Below are 20166 nucleotides of genomic sequence, written 5' to 3'. Positions count from 1 at the left end.
CCCCCCCCCCCCCCCCCCCCCCCCCCCCCCCCCCCCCCCCCCCCCCCCCCCCCCCCCCCCCCCCCCCCCCCCCCCCCCCCCCCCCCCCCCCCCCCGGTCGCCTTGGCAACAGCCAAGGCGAAACCCGCCACCGCCGCTCAGGCCGCCCGTCCATGCCCCGGCGCCGGGAAGACAAAGCACCGGTCGCGGCGGATCATCAGCCACATCGTCATTCCCGGCTTCGGCAGGAACACCGCCGGCACCGTCGCCTTCAGGATCGTCCCGTCATAATCCATCCGGAACTCGACCAGGCTTTCCGAGCCCATGAAGCGCGCCCGTTCGACCACCGCGCGCGCGGGCACGCCGTCCTCGGGCGTCGGATTCGGCCCGCGCCCATTGCGGTCGAAGTCGATCTTAACGTGCTGCGGACGGATGATGATGTCCACCTCGGATCCGTCGGGCATGGCCGGCGTCAGGAACTGGCCGAAGGGTGTCTCGGTCAGCAGGTTCTTCACCTTGCCCCGGATCACGTTGATATCGCTGAAGAACGCCGCCGCCGCCCGGTCCACCGGAGCGTTGTAGAGGTTGTAGGGCGCCCCCTGCTGGACGATCTTGCCCCGCCGCATCAGCGCGATCTCGTCGGCCATGCGCATCGCCTCGTCGGGCTCATGGGTGACCAGCAGGACCGCGGTGCCCTCTTCCTTCAGCACGCCCAGCGTCTCGTCGCGAATCTCGTCTCGCAGCCGGTTGTCGAGCCCCGAGAAGGGTTCGTCCATCAGCATGATCTTGGGCCGCGGCGCCAATGCGCGTGCCAGCGCCACCCGTTGCTGCTCGCCCCCCGAGAGCTGGTGCGGATAGTCGTCGACATATCGCAACAGATCGACCCGCTCCAGCAACTCCTCGACCCGGCGCCGCTTGTCCGCCCGCCGCCCGGTCAGCCCGAAGGCCACGTTCTCGGCCACGCTGAGATGGGGAAACAGCGCGAAGTCCTGGAACATCAACCCGACCGAGCGGCGTTCCGGCGGCACCCGGTAGATCGTGTCGCAGACAAGCTGGCCGTCGATGAAGATGCGCCCGGTGTCCTGCATGTCGACGCCTGCGATCACGCGCAGCGTCGTGGACTTGCCGCAGCCCGACGGACCCAGCAGACAGGTTACCTGCCCGGGCATCACCTTCAGCGACACATCGTCGACGACCATGCGGCCATCGAAGGCGCGGGCGATGTTCTGGATTTCCAGCCGGGGGGTCGGGGTGCTCAAGTCCTGCCTCGCGCGATTTCCGATGGAATTTATCGGACTTCCGGAGCGGATATCAATGCAGCGCCGCCGCCGCAAGGCGCACCCAAGGGACTGTGCCGCTTTTCGAGGCAGTCGCCCCCGCCGGGTGCACCGCATGACCCGATGCGGACAAAGGTCCGATGAAACCCCGACGCTGATCCGATCCCGTTACGGCGCGCCGTTCAGCCGCCGCAATAGGGCTGGGCGCGGGTCCAGGCGGCGATCTCCTCGCGCTTGGCGGCCACGGTCATCGGCCCCCAGTCGGCCGCCACGCCGCCCCCGCCCGCAGCCACCACGCCATCGCGCGTGACCGTCCGCGCCGCGATCCGGATCGCGCAGGAGAGGTTCGCCGCCCCGTCCTTCAGCGCCTCGCCGCTGGTTGCGCTGCAGCCGTAGGCACGCGCGGTTGCCGGCGCGATCTGCACCAGGCCGAACCAGCGCCCTCCGCCGCCTACGGCGTCGGGATTCCACGTGCTTTCATGCTTGGCCAGCGCCGAGAACAACCCCGCCCAGAATGCCTGCCGCTGGGCGGTTCCGGCCTCGGGATAGGACGGGCACCAGCGTGCGATGTCGGCGGGCACGGTCTCGGCCAATGCCGCGCCGTGGGCCGACAGCGCCTCCAGGCTTGCCGCGGTCCAGGCCGTCGCCTCGGGCCGGTGGTCCCAGCGCATCTGCGGGAGCCCCGAAGGTCCGAATGTCGCCCGCGAGGACGTATCGGGGGCCTTCATGCAGGCGGCGGGAAGAACAAGGCACAGGGCAACGACAAGGGCACGCATTGGCTGGACATCACATCGCGCCGGGCGTTATGTGCCCGGCCGCCACCTTATCCCCCGCCCTGCGCCCGCCGAGCAAGCCCGACGCCGGGCCATGGGCGGAGCCCCGCCGAAGCGCAGGCCCCCGATCGGCGGCCCGCCGCCGGTCCCCTCCCCCTTGCCCGCGCCCGCCCCCTGCCGTAGACATGCCGCGCTGTGAAAGGACCGCCGCCATGCTCGACCTCGCCTACGAAGCCCCCAAACCCAAGGTGATCTCCGGCGCCAAGGCCGAATGGGAACTGGTGATCGGGCTCGAGGTGCATGCCCAGGTCGCCTCGAACGCCAAGCTGTTCTCCGGCGCCTCGACCGCCTTCGGCGCCGAGCCCAATTCCAACGTCGCCTTCGTCGATGCCGCGATGCCCGGCATGCTGCCCGTCATCAACGAGTTCTGCGTGGCCCAGGCGGTGCGCACCGGGCTGGGTCTCAAGGCCGCGATCAACCTGGTGTCGGCCTTCGACCGCAAGAACTACTTCTACCCCGACCTGCCGCAGGGCTATCAGATTTCCCAGCTTTACCACCCCATCGTCGGCGAGGGCGAGGTGATCGTCGACATGGGCCCCGGCGTCGCGCGGCGGGTCAGGATCGAGCGCATCCACCTGGAACAGGATGCAGGCAAATCGATCCATGACATGGACCCGGCGATGTCCTTCGTGGATCTCAACCGCACCGGCGTCGCCCTGATGGAAATCGTCAGCCGCCCCGACCTGCGCGGCCCCGAAGAGGCCGCCGCCTATGTCGGCAAGCTGCGCCAGATCATGCGGTACTTGGGCACCTGCGACGGCAACATGCAGAACGGCAATCTGCGCGCCGATGTGAACGTGTCGGTCTGCCGGCCGGGCGACTACGAGAAGTACCGCGAGACGGGCGATCATTCGGTGCTGGGAACCCGCTGCGAAATCAAGAACATGAACTCGATGCGGTTCATCCAGCAGGCGATCGAGTACGAGGCGCGCCGCCAGATCGCCATCCTCGAGGATGGCGGCTCGATCGTGCAGGAAACCCGGCTTTACGATCCGGACAAGGGCGAGACGCGGTCGATGCGGTCCAAGGAAGAGGCGCATGATTACCGCTACTTCCCCTGCCCCGACCTGTTGCCGCTGGAGATCGAACAGGCCTGGGTGGACGACATCAAGGCGTCGCTGCCCGAGCTGCCGGACGAGAAGAAGGCGAGGTTCGTCAATGACTTCGGCCTGACCGAATACGATGCGGGCGTGCTGACGGCGGATGTGGACTCGGCGGCCTATTTCGAGTCCGTGGCCGAGGGGCGCGACGGCAAGACGGCGGCGAACTGGGTCATCAACGAGCTTTTCGGAAGGCTCAAGAAAGATGACCGCGATATTACCGGCAGCCCGGTCAGCCCGGACCAGCTGGGAAAGATCATCGACCTTATCACCTCGGGAGACATTTCCGGCAAGATTGCCAAGGACCTGTTCGAGCTTGTCTATGTCGAGGGCGGCGATCCGGCCGAGATCGTCGAGGCAAGGGGGATGAGGCAGGTCACCGACCTGTCGGCGATCGAGGTGGCGGTCGACGAGATCATCGCCCAGAACCCCGCGCAGGTTGAAAAAGCCAAGCAGAATCCGAAACTTGCAGGCTGGTTCGTGGGCCAGGTGATGAAGGCCACGGGCGGCAAGGCCAACCCCCAGGCGGTGAACGAGATCGTGGCCCGGAAGCTGGGCGTGTGAGATTTCTCACGGTTTCATGAGGATCAGACTTTTCGTTGGACCGCTTGATCGGCCCGTCGGGCCGCGCCTAGAGCGTGAGCCGATACGTCCATTCTGAGCGCACAGTCGATTGCTGTCTCCTGATTGATGTCGATCAGAACCGCTCGAGCATGTCGGCAAGCTGGTACTGGATGCCGACTGCCTGCACGCGGGCCGGGTAAATCGACTGAGCGATGCGAAGCACCCACAGCCCGACCTGAGCCGCCGCCTTGAGGCCCCCGTCCAGCAACAACCCCTCGCCCTGGAGGTAGATCGCAAGGATCTGCTTCCCGCCATCCTCCAGATCCAGGAACTTGGAACTGAGCGACGTCCCCATCACATTCGGGTGCGCGCCACGATCTATGGTCCGCTCGTAAAGCGTCTTGTAGACGCTGCCCAGCTTGGCGTCGGCGTCTGTGAGGTGGCGAGAGACCTTGCCGTAGGTGAATTCTTCGCGCACAGCCTGCATCGTTGCAGGGCTGTCGTGGCGGTTCAGCCATAACTCGTACCGCGCCTTGTCGTCGCCGATGTAGTGGGCATAGGCCCCTTGTTCGAGACAAACACGAAGCAGAGCCTGAGATTCATAGGCCTGACCCGCCATCACCGCACCTACCGCGGAAAGGTATGCGGAATGCGCACGGAGCAGAAACCCCATCGGAACGAACGGCCTTGGGTTCAGCGCACCGTCCAACAGTTTGCGAAACATGCCGTCGATGGTGATCAGGTCAATGACTTCGGACCGCTTGTTGGCGAACGTGGCGAACTGGTTGCCTCGCGCATCGTCGAGATATCGCGTGAGCGGGTCGTTGTCCCATCCGGGCGGTGTCGGCTGGCTGTCCATGTTTAAAGGCTACCACAGGTCGAGGTTCGCTGCCGCGCGAACGCACATACTTGTGTAAGTTCTCCACGCTGGTGCCAACCGCCTGTCTAAAAGGCTTGGGATGTAAAACGTACCAGCAAGTTCTCATTTCGGCCCCCGGTTCGGTAGCGACAGGTTGGCGTGGAGCGTGCGGGCCTTCTGGAAGAGGTAGCCGCCGCCTATCGCTCCGCACTGCGCGTCCGCACCGAGGCTGACCACCCGGTGGACTTGGACACGACGCAGAAGAACATGGCGCTGGCGGCACAGGAAGCGACCGCCAATCCGTGCCCGCACCTGGAGGCGGCGCTGGGCCATGTCGCGGCGGCGCTGCGGGTCTTCGATCCCGAGCATACGGCCTTTGAGCACGGGCAATGCACCACCCTTCGCGAGCGGATCGCCACGCAACTGGCCGCGCGGATCGGTTGAGCGACGGGGGCGGGACCTTTCGCGCCGAATCGGCTAGATCGGGGCGACAACTTCCAGCAGGACAGGCGACATGACCGTTTTCGAGTACAAGGTGCTGCCCGCCCCCGAGCGGGCCAGGCGGGCCAAGGGGGCGAGCGGAACGGGCGAGCGCTTCGCGGTCGTGCTGACCGAGATCCTGAACGCGATGGCGGCCGAGGGCTGGGAATACCTGCGCGCCGAAAGCCTGCCCTGCGTGGAACGCAAGGGGCTGACGGGGCGGGTCGAGACCACGCAGACCATGCTGGTGTTCCGCCGCCCCCGGGCCGAGCGCGGCGCCCTGCCCCAGGCGGCAAGCCCCGAGGAGATCGCGGCCGCCGCTGCGGCCTCGCTGTCGCCCGATCCCGGGCACGGCCTGGCGCCGAGCCTGGGCGCCGCGCGGCGCGATCCCGTGTTCCGCGCCATCCGCCCGCTGGGCCCGGCGCGCGATGACGAGGCCTGAGCCCTAGCCCTCGACCGTCAGAGCCAGCGCGTGGATGCGGCCCACGAGGTCGGGGCCGAGCGCGGCATGGACAGCCCTGTGCCGCTCGACCCGGGTCATTGCCGCGAAGCTGGGGGCGGCGATCACCACGCGGAAATGCGTCTGGCCCCCCTCGCGCCAGCCGGAATGGCCCCGGTGCCGCTCGCTCTCGTCGGTGACGTCCAGCCGGTCCGGGGCGAAGGCGGCCTCCAGCCGGCTGCGGATTTCCTCGCTCACACTCATTTTTCGCCCTGCGCCCCCTTCATTCTCACACACAACTGACTAAACTCTCTGGTCCGAGTCGAAAAGGTGGCTGGCCATGACGAAAACCGATCCCTTCGGGTTCGACATCTCCGTGTCGGCGGACAAGAAGAAGCGAACCCGCGGGCGGCGCGGGATGTCGGGCGCGATCGAGACCTCGCAACGCAACTGCGAACACCCGGGCTGCACGCTGGCGGGCCAGTACCGTGCGCCAAGATCGCCCGACCACCTCGACGAATACCTGTGGTTCTGCAAGGACCATGTGCGGGAATACAACCTGAGATGGAACTACTTCCACGGTGTGTCCGAGGAAGAGTTCGAGGCCCAGATCGACAAGGATCGGGTCTGGGAGCGCGAGACCAAACCCTTCGGCAACCGCGACGAACAGCGCGCCTGGTCGCGGCTGGGGGTGGACGATCCGCATCAGGTGCTGGGCGACAACGCCACGCGGAACCCGGGACGCTCGACCGGCGCGACGCGCCGCCTGCCGCCGACCGAGCGCAAGGCGCTGGAGATCCTCGGCGCCGAGGACAGCTGGACCAAGCTGGAAATCCGCAAGCAGTACAAGTCGCTGGTCAAGGACCTGCATCCCGACATGAACGGCGGCAATCGCGCCGACGAGGACCGCCTTCAGGAAGTCGTCTGGGCCTGGGACCAGATCAAGGACAGCCGCAGCTTCCGCTAAGGTGGTGCTGTGCCTTTGCCGGACTACCGTGCGCGGATCTGCCCCCCCGTCCCTCCGACTCCCCACCGGATATTTCCGGCCAGATGAAACCGGGTTTGTGCTTCTTCTTGGCAGAAATACTCCGGGGGGTCGCTGGGGGCAGCGCCCCCCGCGCGGGTCGCCCTGGCGTCAGCCAGGGCGAAATCCGAAGGGACGCAAGGGGACGCATGACCGTCGTCCGGCGGAGATCGCCTCACGTCCCGTTGGCGGGCCGGAACGCGAGGCTTGCCCCGTTGATGCAGTGCCGCTTGCCGGTGGGGGGCGGGCCGTCATCGAAGATGTGGCCGAGATGGCTGCCGCAGCGGCGGCAATGGACCTCGGTGCGGACCATCCAGAGCGTGCGGTCGGGCCTGGTGCCCACCGCGCCCGGCCGCGCCGTCCAGAAGCTGGGCCAGCCGGTGCCGCTGTCGAACTTGGTGGCAGCGTCGTAGAGTGGCAGGTCGCAGCCCTTGCAGAGAAAGAGCCCCGGGCGCTTCTCGTCGTTGAGCGGGCTGGTGAACGCACGCTCGGTGCCCTCCTGCCGCATCACGCGGTATTCCAAGTCGGACAGACGGGCACGCCACTCGGCCTCGGTCCGGGTGATCTCGAAGCTGTCGGCGGCCCGCGCGGGCGCGGCAAGAGCCGCGGCCGCGGCTCCGGTCAGGAACTGGCGTCGGATCATGGCGTCCTCCTCGGACGGATCATAGGCGCCCCCGGCCGCGGGCGCATCTCACGATCGCGCGCGGGGCATGTGAGCTAGCCCGCCAGCCGCCGCCGCACCTCGGCGATGAAATCCTCGCCGCGCTTTTCGAAATTGTCGTACTGGTCAAAGCTTGCCGCGGCGGGGGCCAGCAGCACCACCTCGCCCGGCGCTGCCTCCTCGGCGGCGCGGGCGACCGCGCTGGCCATGGAGGTGCAGATCTCGTGCGGGATGTCGCGCAGGTGCAGGGCGAAGGACGCGGCCTCGCGGCCGATCACATAGGCCTTGGCGACATGGCCCAGATGGGGGGCCAGCGCGTCGAGCCCGCCCTCCTTTTCCAGCCCGCCGCAGATCCAGCGGATGCGCGGGAAGGCGGCCAGCGCCTGCGCGGCCGAAGCGGCGTTGGTGGCCTTGGAATCGTTGATGAAACGCACGCCCGCCGCCTCGGCCACCAGCTGGCTGCGGTGCGGCAGGCCCGCGAAATCGTGGAAGGCGCGCTCGATCTCGCGCGGCCCGATGCCGAGGCAGCGCGCGGCGGCATAGGCGGCGCAGGCATTCTGGTGGTTGTGGGCGCCGGGCAGGCCAGGCACCGCGCGCAGGTCGATGCTGGCCACCTGCCGGCCCTTGCGCCATTCGGCCAGGAACCCCTTGCGCGCGAAGACCGACCAGCCCGGGCCAGTCAGCTTCTGACCCGAGGAGATGCGGATCACCCGGTCGTCCGCCGCCGCCTCGGCAAGCTGGTTGGCCAGGAACCGCCCCTCGTCCTCGTCCACGCCGATGATGGCGCGGTCCGGCCCGCCCTCGGCGAAGAGCCTGCGCTTGGCCGCGAAATAGCCGCCCCGCCCGCCATGCCGGTCCAGGTGGTCGGGCGACAGGTTGGTCAGCACCGCGATATCGGGGGTCAGCGCGCGGGCAAGCTCTGTCTGGTAGGAGGACAGTTCCAGCACCACCGCGCCACCCTCGCCCGGGGGGGCGATGTCCAGCACGCCGCGGCCGATATTGCCCGCAAGCTGGCTGTCCCGGCCTGCCGCGGTCAGCACGTGATGGATCAACGCCGCGGTGGTGGACTTGCCGTTCGAGCCGGTGACCGCGATCACGCGGGGCGGGCTTTCGAACACCTCCCAGTCGTCGGTGGCGAGCGAGCGGAAGAACAGCCCGATATCGTTGTCGACGGGCACCCCCGCCGCCCAGGCGGCGGCGACGACCGGGTTGGGGGCCGGGTAGAGATGCGGGATGCCGGGGCTGAGGATCAGCGCCGCGGCCCCCTCCAGCGCACTGGCCCGTGTCAGGTCGACGGGGACGAAGCCCTCGGCCTCGGCGGCGGCGCGCGCGGCGGCGTTGTCATCCCAGGCCAGCACCTCGGCGCCGCCCGCGCGCAGGCTGCGTGCCGCCGACAGGCCCGAACGGCCCAACCCAAGAACGGCCACCCGCGCCCCGTTCACGCCGCGTACCGGAATCATCCCTTCGCCCCCTCTGAACGACGGGGCGAGCATGCCCATTGCGGGCCGCCGGATGCAAGACGGCCCGGTGCCTGCCGGGCCGCTGCGCGGTCAGACCAGAAGCTGCCAGCCCAGGATCAGCGGCGGCATCAGGACGGCGGTGACCGCCAGGGCCTGGCTTGCCGCCCGGTTGCCGCCCATCCGCCGCACCGCCCCGCTGACCGCCGGAACGACCACGATGGCCGCCAGCGCGATCGGCAGCACCCGGTCGAAGATCGGCGCGCAGTTCTGAGGCTGGGCGAAATTCTCGATGCAGTAGGGCACCACCTGGTCGGAAAAGACCACCGTCAGCGCGATCAGGTAGCCGATGAAGGCCACGATCCCGAAGGGCGGCACGCCGTCCCATTGCTTGAGGCTGACGTCGGGGGTGACGGCGTGCAGCCGGGGCGACGCCCAGAAGGCCTTGCGGTCACGGTGCGGCCGCTTTGGTTCCGGCCGCACCTCACGGACGAATTCTTCGTCCACGATCTTGTATTCCATGCTCTCGTCCTCCTTTCCCTCTCAGCGCACCTTGAGGGTTGCCAGCCCGATCAGCGCGAGGATCAGGCTGATGATCCAGAACCGTATCACGATCTGGGGTTCCGCCCATCCCTTCTTCTCGAAATGATGATGGATGGGTGCCATAAGAAACACACGTTTACCGGTCGCCTTGAAGTAGCCGACCTGAACGATGACCGACAGCGCCTCGATCACGAAAAGCCCGCCAACTATGGCCAAAACGATCTCGTGCTTGGTCGCCACCGCGATCGCGCCCAGCGCGCCGCCCAGCGCGAGCGACCCCGTATCGCCCATGAAGACCGCAGCCGGTGGGGCATTATACCACAGGAATCCCAGCCCCGCGCCGATCAGTCCGGCGCAGAAGATCAGGATCTCGCCGGTGCCGGGCACGTAGTGGACGTCGAGATACTCGGTAAAGTCGACGCGCCCCACCGCGTAGGCGATCACGCCCAGCGTGGCGGCGGCGATCATCACCGGCATGATCGCAAGGCCGTCCAGCCCGTCGGTCAGGTTCACCGCGTTCGCCGCGCCCACGATCACGATCATCGCGAAGGGCACGAAGAGATAGCCCATGTTCAACAGCGTGTCCTTGAATACAGGAAAGGCAAGTTGAAAGCTGAGATCCGCCGGGTGGATCAATGCCGCCCAGACCCCGGCAATGGCCGCGATCGCCAACCCAAGCCCGAAGCGCACCCGCCCCGGCACGCCCTTGACGTTGTTCTTCGACACCTTGGCATAGTCGTCGGCAAAGCCGATCGCCCCGAAGGACAGGGTGACGAAGAGCAGGAGCCAGACATAGGAATTGTCGAGCCGCGCCCACAAAAGCGTCGAGAAGATCAGCCCGCCCAGGATCAGCACACCGCCCATGGTGGGCGTGCCCGCCTTGGTTTCCAGGTGGCTAGCGGGGCCGTCCGCCCGGATCGGCTGGCCGTTCTTCTGGCGCTTGCGCAGCAGGTTGATCAGCGGCCGCCCGAACAGGAAGCCGAACACCAGCGCGGTGAAGAACGCCGCGCCCGCCCGGAAGGTGATGTAGCGGAACAGGTTGAACGCGCCGCCCCCGTCGGAAAGATCGGCCAGCCAGAACAGCATCAGTCAAGGTCCTCGTCGGTTTCGGGGAGCGCTTGGCCCAGTTTCCGCAGCGCGTCAACGACGATCGAGACGCGGCTGCCCTTGGAGCCCTTGACCAGCACGACATCGCCCGCATCGACGAGCCCGTGCACCCTGGCCGCCAGCGGCTCGGCCTCGTCGAACCACTGGCCGCGGCGCTTCAACGGCAACGCGAAATAGAGCGCCCTCATTCGCGGTCCGACGCAATGCACCAGATCGACGCGGCCCATGGCGGGCAGGTCGGCAAGGCCTGCGTGCAGCGCCTGTTCCTGCGGGCCCAGTTCCAGCATGTCCCCGAGGATGGCGATGCGGCGGCCGCGGGCGACACGGCCCACCCCGTCGCGGGGCATGGCGGCGGCCAGCACCTCGAGGGCGGCGGCCATCGAGGCGGGGTTGGCATTGAACGCGTCGTCGATCACCTCGAGCGCGATGTCGCGGTCGATCGGGTCAAGCGCGATGCCCAGCCGCGCCCCCCGCCCGCCCGGCGGAAGCCACGCCCCCAGGTCGCAGGCCGCCACCGCCCGGTCGATGCCCAGCGCCTCGGCCACCGCCAGAACGCCCAGTGCGTTGGTCGCGAAATGGCGCCCCGGCGCGCGGATCTTGAACAGCAGTTTCTCGCCCTGCACCTTGGCACCTATGACCGTGGACGTGGGATGAATTTCCGCCGATAGAAGCCTGAAGTCGCACTCTTTCGTGGCCCCGAACGTGATCGTCGATCCGGCCCGTTCCCGGGCGGCCTCGACAAGGATCGGGCTGACCTCCAGATCGGCGGGACAGACCGCCACCCCGCCCGGTTCCAGCCCCTCGAAGATCGACGCCTTTTCGCGGGCGATGCCCGAAAGATCATCGAACGCCTCGAGATGGGCGGGGGCGATGGTGGTGATCAGGGCGACATGGGGGCGGGCCATCCGGGCCAGCGGCGCGATCTCTCCGGGGTGGTTCATGCCGATCTCGACCACGGCGAAATCGGCGTCAGCCGGCAGGCGGGCCAGCGTCAGCGGCACCCCCCAATGGTTGTTGAAGCTCGCCTCGGCGGCATGGACCCGGCCCTGCCCGGCGAGGACGGCGCGCAGCATCTCCTTGGTCGAGGTCTTGCCGACCGAGCCGGTGACGGCGACCACGCGCGCCCGCGCCCGTGCCCGCCCCGCGACGCCCAGCGCCACGAGCGCGCCCAGCACGTCGGGCACGACCAGCAGCGGCGCGTTATCGGCGACGCCCTCGGGGATGCGCGAGACAAGGGCGGCGGACGCGCCCCGCGCCAGCGCGTCGGCGACGAAATCATGCCCGTCGCGCTGGTCCTTGAGCGCGACGAACAGGTCGCCGCGGGCAAGGCTGCGGGTGTCGATGGAAACGCCGGTGGCCTGCCAGCGCGTCGTGGCGCGCCCGCCGGTGGCGGCGGCGGCCTCTTCGGCGGTCCAGAGCGCGCTCATGCGCCGCGCCCGTCAAGCGCGGCGACCGCCACGCTGGCCTGTTCCACGTCGTCGAAGGGATAGATGGTCTCGCCGACGGTCTGCCCCGTCTCGTGCCCCTTGCCGGCGATCAGCAGCGCGTCCCCAGGTTCCAGCGCGTCGATGCCGCGCAGGATCGCCTCGGCCCGGTCGCCCACCTCGATCGCCTCGGGGCAGCCCTGCATCACCTCGGACCGGATCACCGGCGGGCTTTCGCTGCGGGGGTTGTCGTCGGTCACGAAGACCACGTCGGCATGGGCGGCAGCGGCCTGCCCCATCAACGGCCGCTTGGTCCGGTCACGGTCGCCGCCCGCGCCGAAGACGATGACGATCCGGCCCATCACATGCGGGCGCAGCGCCCGCAGCGCGGTCTGGATCGCGTCAGGCGTGTGGGCGTAGTCGACGAAGACCGACGCCCCGTTGGCGCGCGTCGCGGCCAGCTGCATCCGGCCGCGCACACCGCGCAACCCTGGCAGCGTGTCGAAGACCTGCCATGGCTCATCACCGCAGGCGATGGCAAGGCCCGCGGCCAGCGCCACGTTCTGCGCCTGGAACCCGCCGATCAGATCCAGCCGCACCTGCCGCGCCCGGCCCTGCCAGTCGAGCCGCAATTCCTGCCCGGTCGCGTCAAATCGCTGGGCCGCGATCCTGAGATCGGCGCCGGGGTCGCTGCCGACGGTCAGCACCTGCTGGCCGCGCGCCTTGGCAATGCCCGACACGACCGGCCCCTTGGGATCGTCGATGTTCACGACGGCAGTGCCGTCCTGCGGCAGCACCCGGTCGAAAAGCCCCGCCTTGGCGGCGAAATACTCCTCGAAGGTCGCGTGGTAGTCGAGGTGATCCTGGGTGAAGTTGGTGAAGCCCGCGGCCCTCAGGACCACGCCGTCAAGACGGGCCTGGGCCAGACCGTGGCTGGACGCCTCCATGATCGCGTGGGTGACGCCCGCCCCGGCCATTCCGGCCAGCAGCCGATGCAGGGTCAGCGCGTCGGGCGTGGTGTGGGCGAGCGGCGCCTGATACGCCCCCTCGACCCCCGTGGTCCCGAGGCTGGCCGCCTCGTGGCCCAGCAGCGTCCAGATCTGGCGGGTGAAATGGGCGACCGAGGTCTTGCCGTTGGTGCCGGTGACGGCGGCCATGATCGTGGGCTGGGCCGCGAACCACAGGGCGGCGGCGGCGGCAAAGGCCGCCCGGGGGTCTTCGGCCACGATCAGGGCGGCATCCGACCCGGCAAGGGGCGCGGTCGCGACCCGTGCGCCCGCGGCATCGGTCAGCACCGCCGCGGCGCCCTGCCGCAACGCATAGGGGATGAACTCGGCCCCGTGCACGCGGCTGCCGGGAAAGGCGGCGAAGAGATAGCCGGGCCTGACCTCGCGGCTGTCGATGGCCAGTCCCGCGATCCGCGCCTCGCGCCCGCCCCGGGCCCGGAGGCCAAGCGCGGCGAGCGTCGTGTCCGAGCGGCTGTCCATGATCCCCCGCCCCCTGGTTCGCGGCCCTAATTTGCGGCCAGTGTTACCCCGAAGCCCCCGGCGGTTTCAATCTCCGGCCGCAGCCCCAGCAGCGGCGCGGCGCGGCGGATGATTTCGCCCGCCACCGGCGCAGCGGTCCAGCCCGCGGTGCGGCGGTGTTCGGGGCCGGTGCGGTCCTCGGGCTCGTCCAGGCTGACGACCAGCACGTAGCGCGGCGCATTGGCCGGGAAGACGCTGACAAAGGTCGCTAGCACCTTGTCCTTGTAGTAGCCGCCCGTCGGCTTGGGCTTGTCGGCGGTGCCGGTCTTGCCGCCCACGGCATAGCCCGGCACATCGGCCAGCGTCGCCGTCCCGCGCGAGACAACCTGCCGCAGCATCGTCCGGATCGCCGCCGATGTCGCCTCGGAGATCACGCGTTCGCCCCGCCTGCCCTGACCGGCCAGGATCGTGGGCGTCACCCGGTAGCCGCCATTGGCAACGGTCGCATAGGCCGCGGCCAGGTGCAGCGGGCTGGCCGAAAGCCCGTGGCCATAAGAGATCGTCATCATCGAGATCTCGGTCCATTTCGGCGGCAGAAGCGGCTTGCCGCTGGGCGCCTCGACCAGTTCCAGGCCCGTCGCTTCCAGGAATCCGAGGCGGCCGAGGAAGTCGCGCTGACGCTCGGCCCCGATGCGCTGGACGATGCGCGCGGTCCCGATGTTCGAGCTTTTCACCAGCACGTCGGTCACCGAAAGCTGCGGCCCGTAATTGTGGAAGTCGCGGATGCGGTGGCGGCCCCAGACCAGCGGCCCCTTGGTCTCGATCATCGTGGCGGGGGTGACGATCCCCTCTTCCAGGGCTTGGGCGACGGTGAAGGTCTTGAAGGTCGAGCCCAGTTCGTAGACCCCTTGGACGGCGCGGTTGAACAGCGGGCTTTCGGACGGATCGCCCTTGGTCAACGGGCGGGGGCGCTCGTTCGGATCGAAATCGGGCAGCGACACCAGCGAGACAACCTCGCCGGTCTGTGCATCCATCAGGACCGCCGCCGCGCCCCTGGCATCCAGCAGCCGCATGCCGCCCGCCAGCACCTGCTCGACCGCGGCCTGCACGGTCAGGTCAAGCGACAGGCGCAGCGGCTGGCCGCCATTCGCGGGATCGCGCAGCCAGCCGTCGAACGCCTTTTCCACGCCTGCCCGGCCCACCACCTCGGCCGAGGACACGCCCTCGCGCCCGAAGCCCGAACCGCCAAGCACGTGCGAGGCGAGCCGGCCGTTGGGATAAAGCCGCATCTCGCGGGGGCCGAACATCAGTCCCGGATCGCCGATGTCATGCACGCGCTGCATCTGTTCGGGGCTGATCTTCTTCTTGATCCACAGGAACTTGCGCTTGCCGGTGAAGTCCTTGAGCAGGTCGGCCTCGTCGAGGTCGGGGAAGATCGCGGCCAGTTCGCGCGCGACCCGCCCCGGCTCGATCATGTTGGGCGGCTGGGCGTAGAGCGCATGGGTGGCAAGGTTGGTGGCCAGGATGTTGCCGTTGCGGTCGGTGATGTCGGCACGCTGGGCGACGATGGCGGCGCCGGGGGTGGCGGCGCGCGGTTCGGACGGGTCCGAGGCGGCCAGGCTGCCCATGCGGACGCCGACCACCAGGAAGGCCGCGAAGAACATCACCCCCAGCATCAGCAGGCGGCCCTCGGCCCGGTCACGGGCCTGATCGCGCATCCGCTCGTGGCGAAGCGCCAGGTTCTCGCGCTCGATGGCGGCGGGATTCTCGCCCCTTGCGCGGGCTTGCAGGATGCGGGCCAGCGGGCGCAGCGGCGTCCGGATCATGGCAGGTCCTCCGCCGCTTCGGCGAGCAGGCTGTCGAGCAGCTCGGCCGGGATCACGATCTCGGGCAGTTCGAAGGCCGGATAGGCGACCTGGTCGATGCTGGCGAACTGTTCGGGGGCCAGCGGCATCAGGCCCAGCCGGTCGAAATTGATGTCGGCCAGCGCGCGCAGCCGGTCGGGCCGGTTCAGATAGGCCCATTCGGCGTTCTGCACGGCCAGGCGTTCGCGCAACAGGCCGATCTCGCGGTTCAGCGTCTCGACCTCGGCGATCGCCTCCTGGGTGCGGTAGTTCTCGCGGTAGGCCCAGACGGCAAGCCCCATCACGGCCAGTGCGGTCAGGACGTAGAACAGGCTGCGCATCTAGGCCCCTTCCATGATCTTCGGCAGGCCGAGCAGGGCGCGGTCCACCGGCCCCGCGGGCGCATCGGTGCGTTCGGCAACGCGCAGCTTGGCCGAGCGCGCGCGCGGGTTGGCGGCAAGCTCGGCGTCGTCGGGCGCGGTGGCCTTGCGGGTCAGCAGGTGAAAGCGCGCCGCCTCCTGCGGCGTCTCGGGCGCGTGGCGGCTGGTGCCGGCTGCCTGGCCGGACCTGAGTTGCAGGAACCGCTTGACGATCCGGTCCTCGAGGGAATGGAAGGTCACGACCGCCAGCTTGCCGCCCGGCGTCAGCGCCCGTTCGGCGGCCTCGAGCCCGGCCACCAGTTCGCCAAGTTCGTCGTTCACCGCGATCCGGATCGCCTGGAAGCTGCGGGTCGCGGGGTGGATCTGGCCGGGCTTCGGGCGTGGCAGGCAGCGGGCGACCACCTCGGCCAGTTGCGCGGTGGTGACGATGGGCGCGATGGCGCGGGCGGCCACGATGGCGCGCGCGATCCGGCGGGCGGCGCGTTCCTCGCCGTAATGGAACAGGATGTCGGCCAGGTTCGCCTCGGACGCGGTGTTGACCAGGTCGGCCGCCGACGGCCCCTCGTCGCCCATCCGCATGTCCAGGGGCCCATCCTTCTGGAACGAGAACCCGCGTTCGGCCCGGTCGATCTGCATCGACGACACGCCGAGATCCAGCACCACGCCGTCAAGCGGCCCGCCGGCATGGCTGTCAAGCTGCGAGAACGTGCCCTGCACCAGCCGCAGCCGGTCGCCATAGGCCGGGGCCCAGTCGGCGGCCATCCCGGCCACGCTGGGGTCGCGGTCGACGCCGATCACCCGGTCCGCGCCCGCATCGAGCAGCCCGCGGGCATAGCCGCCCGCCCCGAACGTGCCGTCCAGCCAGGTGCCCCGGACCGGCGAGACCGCCTCGAGCAGCGGGCGCAGCAGGACGGGGATGTGGGGCGGATCAGAGGGGGAGAGGCGTTCCGCGGCGGCCATCGCTCAGACCGCCTCCGGATTGTCCAGCAGGGAAAGCAGGTCGAAATCGTCCGGCATTTCCTCGAGCCAGGCCTCGGTATCGGCCTGTTCCTCGGCCTCGTAGATGTCGGGGTTCCAGATCTTGAAGGTGTCGCCCGAGCCGATGAAGAAGGCCTCGTCGTCCAGCCCGATCCTTTCGCGCAGCTTCTGCGGCAGCACGAGACGACCGTCGGGGTCGACCTCGGTCGGCAGGGTCTGGCCGCTGAACATGTGTTCCAGCCGGCGCCGCGCCTTCGATCCGCGCGGCAGCGACTCGATCTTCTCGTCGACCTCTTCGATCGCCTTCATCGTGTAACATTCAAGGAATTTGCGGCGGTGGTCTCCGAAGAAGATCACCAGTTGCGGACGCAAGCCGTCAGTCCATTCGGGATCGCAGGATTCGAGCACACGCCGGAACTGGGCCGGGATCGACACCCTGCCCTTGGCATCCACCTTGTGGCGGCTCGAACCTCTGAACCTGCGCGCCACCGGCCGTCCGCTCCTTCTCGTTCACCGGTCCGGAACGAAAACGGCGGATCGAGCTGCTGCCACTGCCCGATCCGCCGCCCTCGTCCCGCTTCGGGATGTCCGGCTGCGCGCGCCACCTGGGGGGATGTTCTGCTCGCCCGCGCGCCGGATCTCTGTTTTTCGATGAAGGCGGAGGGCCTGTATGAAACCTGACTGCCTGTGGGGTCTTGGTGCCCCTGAAACTGCCCGCCGTCATCCGATGACCAAGGGATGCCACGGGAATTCATGGAAATCAACTGAAATCGACGGGAAAAGACCGCTGAGTCCGGTAGCCAGCAGCCCGAAGCGGCAGGGAAGGTCAACCGCATGGCGCGGGGACGCACCTCTTGTTGCGAGCATCTGACAAAATCTATCTATATGTTGTGTGGAATCTGGCGCGGCCGACTTTTCCCGTGATTTCCCGAGGCAACCGGAAAACCGCCCGCATCAAAGGGCAGAGAGGGGGATATCACGCGGATTTCGTCCCGCAAGGCGGGACGAAAGCGCCGGTGATTCGCGCCGGAACGGGGCCGCCGGGATCCGGGGGCCATGAATTCCCGTGACTGGGGTCAGGCCATCCCGCCGCCGATCAGCCGCGCGGCGATATGGGCATAGGCCTCGGCCGCGGGACCATCGCCCAGCGCGACCGGGCGTCCCTCGTCGCCGGCCAGCCGCACCTCGAGGGCCAGCGGCAGCGCCCCCAGAAGCGGCACGCCCATCTTCTCGGCCTCGGCCGCGACGCCGCCATGGCCGAAGATATGCGCCTCGTGCCCGCACTTGGGGCAGACATAGGTGGACATGTTCTCGATCAGGCCCAGCACCGGCGTCTTGAGCTTGGCGAACATGTCGATCGCCTTGCGCGCGTCCAGCAGCGCCACGTCCTGCGGCGTGGACACCACCACCGCCCCGGTCAGCTGCGTGCGCTGGCACAGCGTAAGCTGCACATCGCCGGTGCCCGGCGGCAGATCGACCACCAGCACGTCGAGCGGCCCCCAGTTCACCTGGGTCAGCATCTGCTGCAACGCCCCCATCAGCATCGGGCCGCGCCAGACGACGGCCTGCCCCTCCTCCATCATCAACCCGATCGACATCATGGTGACGCCATGGGCCACGACCGGTTCGATGGTCTTGCCGTCGGGCGAGGCGGCGCGGCGCGTGACACCCATCATGCGCGGCTGCGAGGGGCCGTAGATGTCGGCATCCAGCAGGCCGACCCGCCGGCCCTGTCGGGCCAGCGCCACGGCAAGGTTGCTGGCCACCGTCGACTTGCCGACGCCCCCCTTGCCCGAGGCAATGGCGAGGATGCGGTCGATTCCGGCGGGATTTTCGGGGCCAGCCTGCGCCGTCGGATGCCGGCCGATCTTGAGCCCGCCCTCGGGCGCCGCCTTGGGCGCGGGACCATGGGCGGTCAGCACGACCGAGGCGCGCGCGATGCCCGGCAATGCCTCGACCGCTTCCTGGGCGGCGGCGCGCACCGGTTCCAGCGCCGCGGCCTGGGCCGCGTCGGGCGCCTCGATCACGAAGCGCACCGCGTCGCCCTCGACGCTCAGCGCGCGGACCATGTCGCGCGCGACCAGATCGCCCCCGTCCGGCAGCGCGATTCGGGACAGGGCGGCAAGCACGGCATCACGCGTCACGGGCATGAAGGACTCCTTTCGGGGCGTTTCTGGCAAAGGATCGTGCCCCCTTACTTGGTCAGCCGCGCCGGAAGGGCAAGAGCGTTTCCATTCTGCCGGTTTTCCCGGCACGGCCACCGCTGCCGCCCGAAATTACGTCAGCATGACTTATGCAGTTTCTGCATGGCGGCATTTCACCCGCGCGCTATTGTGCATCTGCAGCATCGGGGTATGTTTGATCCAACGGCACGCGGCCAAGGTCGCGGTTCGGGATCGCTGCGGCGGCTCGATGGGCCAGACGGAAAGGGAAACCCCTCCTCCTCCCTGGGTTTCCTTTGCTCGCGGCGGCACCTTCCTCCTCCCTGGTGCCGCCGCACCTTTTTCGGGGCCGAAAGGTCCCACCGGATACGGCGGGTGGTCTCCTCCTCCCTGACACCGCCGTTGTCAAGAACGGCGGCGCCTCTCCTCCCTTGGCGTCGCCGTTTCTTTTTTCAGCAGGATACCAGCAAGTGCAGCGCAGGTGCCGTTCCTCAGAGGGCGGCCAGCTTGCACATGTCGCGGGACGCAAGGGCGGAGCCGGACGGCGTCGCGCCAGCGGCGCCCCGCAGCGGGCCAAGCAGCGCGCGGGCCTCGTAGCTGCGCAGGATCGGGCGGACCGGCTCGAACGGATCATCCCCCTTCACCGACAGGTCAAGCTCGGGGAAATGGGTCGCGATCTCGTCGCGCGCCTCGGAATCCAGGGCGCGCCGCGCCACGTCGCCGAGGAACAGACTTTCGCAGATGGCGCCGTTTGCCCATACCAGTTCGTGCCGCTCGAACAGCAGGTGGACATAGCGCACCACCGGCCGCTCGACGATCGCGGCACCGGCCACGCCCAGCATCGCGTGGGACCGCGCGGGCACCAGCACCTCGGACGTATCGAACATCAGCATGGCCATCGGCGAGGCGTGCAGCACCCTGTGCTGTTGCGACAGGACCAGCGTCCGGTCATTGCCGATCGCGCCCGGGGGGAATTCCACCGGCGCCATCTGGCCGGTGCCCCGCGTCACGCTTTGCCCCACCCACAGCAGCATCTGCGGGCCGTGGTCGACCGTCTCGACCATCATGCCGGGCGCAAGGCTTGCCGCGCGGACCGGACCGCGCGGGGTGGCGATCAGCGTCTCGGCCTCGAAACAGATGACGGGCGCGGAGTATTCGGAGTTGGGGTCGGTGTCGTAGACGTAGAAGCCGGGGCTTACCCCCCCCTCGAAATGGTCCCAGTACCATTGTTCCAGGTCGAAGCCGGGCGACCAGACGACCTGCACCAGGTCGCCGTTCTCGTCCGTGCCCTCGAACACGACCGCGTGGCCGCTGGCAAAACTGATCTCGTCCGAGCGGATCACCACCGCGTCGGTCAGAACGGCCGAATGTGCACCACCGAAGGACACCTCGTAGATATCGCCCACCTCGAACGTATAGGGGTCGGGATCGCCCTCCTTGGAGGTGATGACAAGGTCCTTGGTCCCGTTCGGCGGATAGTCGAAGGTGGACGTACCGGCGCCGCCAGCATTGCTGTTGACGTTGTCGCCCGTCGCGGCCGCGAATTCGGTGTCTATGGTGGTGAACGTGACCATGGTTTCGGAATCCCT

The 20166-nt window shown here is 68.7% G+C and carries 20 protein-coding genes; 4 read left to right on the top strand and 16 right to left on the bottom strand.

The window, feature by feature from the left end:
• Window positions 1-137: 137 nt before the first annotated feature.
• Together EV655_RS16725 and EV655_RS16720 are read right to left on the bottom strand one after the other, a co-directional pair.
• Window positions 138-1178, bottom strand: coding sequence for an ABC transporter ATP-binding protein (locus EV655_RS16725; RefSeq protein ID WP_424511323.1), 1041 nt, complete (start codon window positions 1176-1178; stop codon window positions 138-140).
• A gap of 260 nt (window positions 1179-1438) precedes the next feature.
• The gene (locus EV655_RS16720; protein WP_132546505.1) at window positions 1439-2032 is read right to left on the bottom strand and encodes a transglycosylase SLT domain-containing protein; all 594 of its coding nucleotides are present in this window, start codon (window positions 2030-2032) and stop codon (window positions 1439-1441) included.
• Window positions 2033-2241: 209 nt separating this feature from the next.
• Here EV655_RS16720 and gatB point away from each other — a divergent pair, with 209 nt between their 5' ends.
• Entirely contained in the window at window positions 2242-3753 is a 1512-nt protein-coding gene (gene gatB / locus EV655_RS16715) for an Asp-tRNA(Asn)/Glu-tRNA(Gln) amidotransferase subunit GatB (protein ID WP_132546504.1), read from the top strand.
• 133 nt (window positions 3754-3886) lie between these two features.
• Here gatB and EV655_RS16710 read toward each other — a convergent pair whose 3' ends face one another.
• Complete coding sequence (locus tag EV655_RS16710) at window positions 3887-4612, bottom strand: hypothetical protein (RefSeq protein WP_132546503.1); 726 nt, start codon at window positions 4610-4612, stop codon at window positions 3887-3889.
• Window positions 4613-4771: 159 nt separating this feature from the next.
• Here EV655_RS16710 and EV655_RS16705 point away from each other — a divergent pair, with 159 nt between their 5' ends.
• Together EV655_RS16705 and EV655_RS16700 are read left to right on the top strand one after the other, a co-directional pair.
• Window positions 4772-5056: a hypothetical protein gene (locus EV655_RS16705; protein ID WP_132546502.1), complete on the top strand. Its 285-nt coding sequence runs from the start codon at window positions 4772-4774 to the stop codon at window positions 5054-5056.
• 70 nt (window positions 5057-5126) lie between these two features.
• Window positions 5127-5534 (top strand): DUF4177 domain-containing protein, encoded by a 408-nt coding sequence (locus tag EV655_RS16700; protein WP_132546501.1) that lies wholly within the window; start codon window positions 5127-5129, stop codon window positions 5532-5534.
• Between the two features lie 3 nt (window positions 5535-5537).
• Here EV655_RS16700 and EV655_RS16695 read toward each other — a convergent pair whose 3' ends face one another.
• Complete coding sequence (locus tag EV655_RS16695; RefSeq protein WP_132546500.1) at window positions 5538-5795, bottom strand: BolA family protein; 258 nt, start codon at window positions 5793-5795, stop codon at window positions 5538-5540.
• 76 nt (window positions 5796-5871) lie between these two features.
• Between EV655_RS16695 and EV655_RS16690 the strand changes: the two genes are divergently transcribed.
• Window positions 5872-6498 carry a J domain-containing protein gene (locus EV655_RS16690; protein ID WP_132546499.1) on the top strand — a complete coding sequence of 209 codons (627 nt, stop codon included), beginning with the start codon at window positions 5872-5874 and terminating at the stop codon, window positions 6496-6498.
• A gap of 232 nt (window positions 6499-6730) precedes the next feature.
• Here the strand turns inward: EV655_RS16690 and msrB are convergent, their stop codons facing one another.
• The 12 genes from msrB to EV655_RS16630 form a co-directional block, all read right to left on the bottom strand.
• On the bottom strand, window positions 6731-7198 hold the full coding sequence (gene msrB / locus EV655_RS16685; RefSeq protein WP_132546498.1) for a peptide-methionine (R)-S-oxide reductase MsrB: 468 nt from the start codon (window positions 7196-7198) through the stop codon (window positions 6731-6733).
• A 74-nt stretch (window positions 7199-7272) separates the two neighbouring features.
• Window positions 7273-8676 (bottom strand): UDP-N-acetylmuramoyl-L-alanine--D-glutamate ligase, encoded by a 1404-nt coding sequence (gene murD / locus EV655_RS16680; protein ID WP_132546497.1) that lies wholly within the window; start codon window positions 8674-8676, stop codon window positions 7273-7275.
• A gap of 90 nt (window positions 8677-8766) precedes the next feature.
• A complete protein-coding gene (locus tag EV655_RS16675; protein ID WP_132546496.1) occupies window positions 8767-9195 on the bottom strand; it encodes a hypothetical protein in 429 nt (142 codons plus the stop codon).
• Window positions 9196-9216: 21 nt separating this feature from the next.
• Window positions 9217-10302 carry a phospho-N-acetylmuramoyl-pentapeptide-transferase gene (mraY, locus tag EV655_RS16670; protein ID WP_132546495.1) on the bottom strand — a complete coding sequence of 362 codons (1086 nt, stop codon included), beginning with the start codon at window positions 10300-10302 and terminating at the stop codon, window positions 9217-9219.
• Window positions 10302-11750: a UDP-N-acetylmuramoyl-tripeptide--D-alanyl-D-alanine ligase gene (locus EV655_RS16665; RefSeq protein ID WP_132546494.1), complete on the bottom strand. Its 1449-nt coding sequence runs from the start codon at window positions 11748-11750 to the stop codon at window positions 10302-10304. Before EV655_RS16665 ends, mraY begins: the two co-directional genes overlap by 1 nt.
• Complete coding sequence (locus tag EV655_RS16660; protein WP_132546493.1) at window positions 11747-13234, bottom strand: UDP-N-acetylmuramoyl-L-alanyl-D-glutamate--2,6-diaminopimelate ligase; 1488 nt, start codon at window positions 13232-13234, stop codon at window positions 11747-11749. The genes EV655_RS16665 and EV655_RS16660 overlap by 4 nt, the downstream gene beginning before the upstream one ends.
• A gap of 26 nt (window positions 13235-13260) precedes the next feature.
• Window positions 13261-15039: a peptidoglycan D,D-transpeptidase FtsI family protein gene (locus tag EV655_RS16655; protein WP_132546492.1), complete on the bottom strand. Its 1779-nt coding sequence runs from the start codon at window positions 15037-15039 to the stop codon at window positions 13261-13263.
• Entirely contained in the window at window positions 15036-15398 is a 363-nt protein-coding gene (gene ftsL / locus EV655_RS16650) for a cell division protein FtsL (protein WP_132546491.1), read from the bottom strand. Before ftsL ends, EV655_RS16655 begins: the two co-directional genes overlap by 4 nt.
• Window positions 15399-16397, bottom strand: coding sequence for a 16S rRNA (cytosine(1402)-N(4))-methyltransferase RsmH (rsmH, locus tag EV655_RS16645; protein WP_132546490.1), 999 nt, complete (start codon window positions 16395-16397; stop codon window positions 15399-15401).
• A gap of 3 nt (window positions 16398-16400) precedes the next feature.
• On the bottom strand, window positions 16401-16904 hold the full coding sequence (gene mraZ, locus EV655_RS16640; RefSeq protein ID WP_132546489.1) for a division/cell wall cluster transcriptional repressor MraZ: 504 nt from the start codon (window positions 16902-16904) through the stop codon (window positions 16401-16403).
• 587 nt (window positions 16905-17491) lie between these two features.
• Window positions 17492-18565 carry an Mrp/NBP35 family ATP-binding protein gene (locus tag EV655_RS16635; RefSeq protein ID WP_132546488.1) on the bottom strand — a complete coding sequence of 358 codons (1074 nt, stop codon included), beginning with the start codon at window positions 18563-18565 and terminating at the stop codon, window positions 17492-17494.
• Window positions 18566-19068: 503 nt separating this feature from the next.
• Window positions 19069-20151, bottom strand: coding sequence for a Hint domain-containing protein (locus tag EV655_RS16630; protein WP_132546487.1), 1083 nt, complete (start codon window positions 20149-20151; stop codon window positions 19069-19071).
• Between the last annotated feature and the right edge of the window lie 15 nt (window positions 20152-20166).

Origin of the sequence: Rhodovulum euryhalinum, from assembly GCF_004342445.1 — a bacterium.
GTDB classification, from domain to species: Bacteria; Pseudomonadota; Alphaproteobacteria; order Rhodobacterales; family Rhodobacteraceae; genus Rhodovulum; species Rhodovulum euryhalinum.
The sequence above is the reverse complement of the archived record's forward strand: the minus strand, read 5'-3'. Positions and strand labels throughout refer to the sequence as shown.

What these genes read in the sequence shown, in the direction of transcription:
- murD (WP_132546497.1), bottom strand. Translation starts at nt 8,676, where the DNA reads ATGATTCCGGTACGCGGCGTGAACGGGGCGCGGGTGGCCGTTCTTGGG.
- ftsL (WP_132546491.1), bottom strand. Translation starts at nt 15,398, where the DNA reads ATGCGCAGCCTGTTCTACGTCCTGACCGCACTGGCCGTGATGGGGCTT.
- EV655_RS16665 (WP_132546494.1), bottom strand. Translation starts at nt 11,750, where the DNA reads ATGAGCGCGCTCTGGACCGCCGAAGAGGCCGCCGCCGCCACCGGCGGG.
- rsmH (WP_132546490.1), bottom strand. Translation starts at nt 16,397, where the DNA reads ATGGCCGCCGCGGAACGCCTCTCCCCCTCTGATCCGCCCCACATCCCC.
- msrB (WP_132546498.1), bottom strand. Translation starts at nt 7,198, where the DNA reads ATGATCCGACGCCAGTTCCTGACCGGAGCCGCGGCCGCGGCTCTTGCC.
- EV655_RS16725 (WP_424511323.1), bottom strand. Translation starts at nt 1,178, where the DNA reads ATGGTCGTCGACGATGTGTCGCTGAAGGTGATGCCCGGGCAGGTAACC.
- EV655_RS16700 (WP_132546501.1), top strand. Translation starts at nt 5,127, where the DNA reads ATGACCGTTTTCGAGTACAAGGTGCTGCCCGCCCCCGAGCGGGCCAGG.
- EV655_RS16720 (WP_132546505.1), bottom strand. Translation starts at nt 2,032, where the DNA reads ATGCGTGCCCTTGTCGTTGCCCTGTGCCTTGTTCTTCCCGCCGCCTGC.
- EV655_RS16655 (WP_132546492.1), bottom strand. Translation starts at nt 15,039, where the DNA reads ATGATCCGGACGCCGCTGCGCCCGCTGGCCCGCATCCTGCAAGCCCGC.
- EV655_RS16690 (WP_132546499.1), top strand. Translation starts at nt 5,872, where the DNA reads ATGACGAAAACCGATCCCTTCGGGTTCGACATCTCCGTGTCGGCGGAC.
- EV655_RS16710 (WP_132546503.1), bottom strand. Translation starts at nt 4,612, where the DNA reads ATGGACAGCCAGCCGACACCGCCCGGATGGGACAACGACCCGCTCACG.
- EV655_RS16695 (WP_132546500.1), bottom strand. Translation starts at nt 5,795, where the DNA reads ATGAGTGTGAGCGAGGAAATCCGCAGCCGGCTGGAGGCCGCCTTCGCC.
- gatB (WP_132546504.1), top strand. Translation starts at nt 2,242, where the DNA reads ATGCTCGACCTCGCCTACGAAGCCCCCAAACCCAAGGTGATCTCCGGC.
- EV655_RS16660 (WP_132546493.1), bottom strand. Translation starts at nt 13,234, where the DNA reads ATGGACAGCCGCTCGGACACGACGCTCGCCGCGCTTGGCCTCCGGGCC.
- EV655_RS16675 (WP_132546496.1), bottom strand. Translation starts at nt 9,195, where the DNA reads ATGGAATACAAGATCGTGGACGAAGAATTCGTCCGTGAGGTGCGGCCG.
- mraY (WP_132546495.1), bottom strand. Translation starts at nt 10,302, where the DNA reads ATGCTGTTCTGGCTGGCCGATCTTTCCGACGGGGGCGGCGCGTTCAAC.
- EV655_RS16630 (WP_132546487.1), bottom strand. Translation starts at nt 20,151, where the DNA reads ATGGTCACGTTCACCACCATAGACACCGAATTCGCGGCCGCGACGGGC.
- EV655_RS16635 (WP_132546488.1), bottom strand. Translation starts at nt 18,565, where the DNA reads ATGCCCGTGACGCGTGATGCCGTGCTTGCCGCCCTGTCCCGAATCGCG.